Raw genomic sequence first — 1,481 nt, 5'->3', positions numbered from 1 at the left:
TTAAGGATACAGCATCATGCAAATAATCCCTTATGATGGCGGCTACAGTATGGTTGAACGCCAAGATAAGCCCGAGCTGCAATGTAACAACTGTAATAAGCCTTGGTGGTACGATGATTTTGACTCGATATTTATCCAGTGCCCACATTGCCAAGGCGAACTGCGAAGAGTCACACCAGAAGAACCATTTAGACATCGCTAATGCCGATAACGACACTTATCGGCACATCTAATCCCTTCTACACAAAACTGCGCACAATGTGATCTCACGTTATGTAAAACTGCTTTTTTTTGTAGCATCCGGACATAAAAAAACAGCCCTGAAAGGGCTGAGTTTTGCATAACTTGGATTGTGCGAAGTCCTTTACGACTTCGTAAAGAGGGGAATCTGTCTTGATTTTGTTACCTAAAATTGTGTAAATCTAAATCTTCCTAATAGCTTTCAAGCATTAATAAATCTATCAACTTTTCTAGTAACCTATTAGATTTGAAGATTGTACAATCCTTATTTATAGACCTATTAAATAATTTCGGCACCCCGAAATACCTTTATTATACAGTCACATACAAAATGCCAATCTATTGACTAAACCTAATTGTCGTGCCACTATCGGCATGTTGCTTTAAATTTAAGGCAAAAAAAATCGGTAGCAAACTTTCGAAGGGCTGCTACCGATTATCATTTCAATCTGCAAAATTACTTACTTACGTAGTACATGATAAGTAACTCTACGTTTCCATCTTAATGGAACGGAGGTTTTTTATCAAATACAGATAAGTCTGTAATTTTGCTAAGGAGTTTTTAATGTCCAATAAACAAAATACAGTCGTTATCGAGCATAAAATCATTATCGAGCATCAACACCGACTATGTTTTTCATCATGTATCCCACTTGTACATCTGCTGATAATGATAGCGGGGAATTTTAGCTAAGGGGGGATGGGGTCTCCCCATGCAAAGCGCTCTTAATAGGGGCGCTTTTTGCCCCGAGCTTTCTCCCTGCCAAGCCGCTTTTCAACGTCCTTTCCAGTCCCACCTAAAGTTGATTTCTGTTTACAATATTCAAAGCGATTTCAGTCTCTGGCATTCTGGCCGGACGGTACCTGCTAGCCCCGTTATGGGGCGGGAAGGTACCAGAGGCCAGACAGCAAAGTGCACTATAGTAATACTGCACTTTTGTACCATTGGTGGTACTTTTTCGAAGGGGATTAAGCGAGAACTTGGAAAGGGGCCCGCCATAGCGGGAAAGGCCCCAAGTGACAGCGAGAGCCCCTGAGTCCACATACTTTAACAGTGGACTCTACTCTCATTTTGAGAGTTTCTGACGGCGTGCAACTTGTCCTTGTTGCAGCGTGGAGGAAGGGGGAGGCAAGCGAAGCGCCCCCGACCGACAGGGTTTTAGGTTTGGGTTCCTGTTACACCCAAACTAACTCCGGACATCCGGACTACAGCAAACCTATTTCACGGTTTATTTTGTTCT

1 protein-coding gene is annotated in these 1,481 nt (G+C 42.5%); it reads left to right on the top strand.

The features are described 5' to 3' along the window. The first annotated feature begins 16 nt into the window (after nucleotides 1–16). Complete coding sequence (locus tag L5M17_RS22840) at nucleotides 17–202, top strand: hypothetical protein (protein WP_173244884.1); 186 nt, start codon at nucleotides 17–19, stop codon at nucleotides 200–202. The last annotated feature ends 1,279 nt before the right edge of the window (nucleotides 203–1,481 follow it).

Source organism: Shewanella sp. SW24, assembly GCF_025653395.1.
GTDB classification, from domain to species: domain Bacteria; phylum Pseudomonadota; class Gammaproteobacteria; order Enterobacterales; family Shewanellaceae; genus Shewanella; species Shewanella oncorhynchi.
This window is presented reverse-complemented; position numbering and strand designations above follow the sequence as displayed.

Excerpts from the sequence above, each read along its gene's own strand:
- L5M17_RS22840 (WP_173244884.1), top strand. The coding sequence starts at position 17 with ATGCAAATAATCCCTTATGATGGCGGCTACAGTATGGTTGAACGCCAA.